The sequence below is a fragment of the Exiguobacterium sp. s50 genome, from assembly GCF_018618175.1.
Taxonomy (GTDB): domain Bacteria; phylum Bacillota; class Bacilli; order Exiguobacteriales; family Exiguobacteriaceae; genus Exiguobacterium; species Exiguobacterium chiriqhucha.
Genome location: NZ_JACSLP010000024.1, coordinates 1 through 1,833, shown reverse-complemented (window position 1 = coordinate 1,833; position 1,833 = coordinate 1). Strand labels below are relative to the sequence as shown.

Here is a 1,833-nt window from a genome sequence, read left to right as displayed (position 1 = left end):
GAGGGCACTGAAAAACTTCAAATGATTTTGAACAGAGGAGCGTCGTCCCGGGAGGGATGACGCTCCTCTGTTTTCATCGCCCTTCAGCCGCCCTGTCCGGCACGCCGCTTTCCTGGGGGCGGGCAGCGAGCCGCATCGCGACGTCGTCGCTGCTGGGTCTCGCCTCGCCCGCTGATCCCCCGGGAGTCGGCGTGCCCCCGGGCGGCGCTGTACGCGCCCGCCATTCCGGACTATACTGGCTGTAACCAACCAACCTGGAGGCGATCCCGATGATGCCAGACCTGCCGAACATGCCGCCGAGCCCGTATGCGGCCCTCTATGACCTGTTGATCCCGGCCGATGACGAGCTGCGGCTCATCCATGACCTCGTCCCGTTCGATTTCATCACCGAGCTGCTCGAGGACACGTATTGCCACGACAACGGTCGGATGGCCGTCCATCCTGTCCGGATGTTCAAATACCTGTTCCTGAAGGCGCATTCGAACCTGTCCGACGTCGACCTCGTCAGACGGGCGAAGACCGACCTCGCCTACAAATATTTCCTGGACCTGGCGCCGGAGGATGACGTCATCAACCCTTCCTCGCTCACGAAGTTCCGCCGTCAGCGCATGGGTGACGACGGGCTGCTCGACGAGCTGCTCGGGCACACGGTCCAGGTCGCGAAGGAGATGGGACTGCTCAAGGCACGGACGTTGATCGTCGACGCGACCCATTCCCGGGCCCGGTACGGGCAAAAACCGATCGGACAGGCGATCATCGAGGAGGCGAAGGGACTCCGCCATTCGTGCTACAAGGAAAACGAACACGCGAAGGGCCGCTTCCCGGAGAAAGTGGACGAGTCAGATATCGACCAGCTCCTCATGTACGCGCTCGCCGTCGCCGAGACCGTCGAGTCCGAGATGCCGGAACTGATGGTCCGGGAACACATCCGTGACCGGGTGAACCGTGTCCGCGAGTTCGCGGAGGATGCCCATGTCGAGCTTCAGGTCTCTAGGGATCCCGATGCCCGCACCGGGCACAAGAGCGCCGACTCGTCCTTCTTCGGTTACAAACACCATCTCGCGATGACGGAGGAGGGCATCATCACCGCCGTCGTCGTCACATCCGGCGAGGCGCCGGACGGGCACCAGCTGGCCAGACTCGTCGAGAAGAGCCATCGCGCGGGGGCCGCGTTCGACCACATCGTGGGCGACGGGGCCTATTCAAGCCGGGACAACCTGATCTATGCCGCCTCGCAAGGATGCAAGCTCGTCGCGCCGTTGAACCCGCAGGTCTATTCGCCGGCACCGAACCGTGTCGAAGGCTTCACCTACAACAAGGATGCCGAACGTTACGTCTGCCCAGCCGGGCACATGGCCGTCCGCAAGGTCCGGGGCGGGCGAAAGAACGTCGGGAAGAACCAAGTGGAGAGCCATTTCTTCAACATCGAGCTGTGCAAGCAGTGCCCCTTGCGAGAAGGCTGCTACAAGGACGGGGCCAAGTCGAAGTCCTACAGTGTGTCATTAAAATCACGGGAGCACAGCGACCAGCTCGAATACGAGCAGACCGACGACTTCAAGGACCATCGCCGGAAGCGCTTCGCGATCGAGGCGAAGAACAGCCAACTGAAGAACCCGCAAGGTCTGGCGCGCAACAAGTCGTCAGACCTGAAAGGCATGACGTTACAGAGCGTGATGGCGATCGTCGCGGTCAACCTGAAGCGGATCATCGCCCTTCAAAAAGAAAGAATAGGATGAGGGCAAGGAAAAAAGGTGGATTGTCCCGACGTGAGTCGGTCCAATCCACCTTTTTTCAGTTCACGCTCGGATAGAGCGGAGGTTTTTCAGTGCCCTC

1 protein-coding gene is annotated in these 1,833 nt (G+C 61.2%); it reads left to right on the top strand.

Annotated elements, in window-relative coordinates:
- Positions 1 to 269 precede the first annotated feature (269 nt).
- A complete protein-coding gene (locus KNP68_RS15005; protein WP_214800080.1) occupies positions 270 to 1,736 on the top strand; it encodes an IS1182 family transposase in 1,467 nt (488 codons plus the stop codon).
- Positions 1,737 to 1,833: the final 97 nt, after the last annotated feature.

Bases quoted from the DNA above. Each gene is read 5' to 3' on its own strand.
- KNP68_RS15005 (WP_214800080.1), top strand. From the start codon at position 270: ATGATGCCAGACCTGCCGAACATGCCGCCGAGCCCGTATGCGGCCCTC.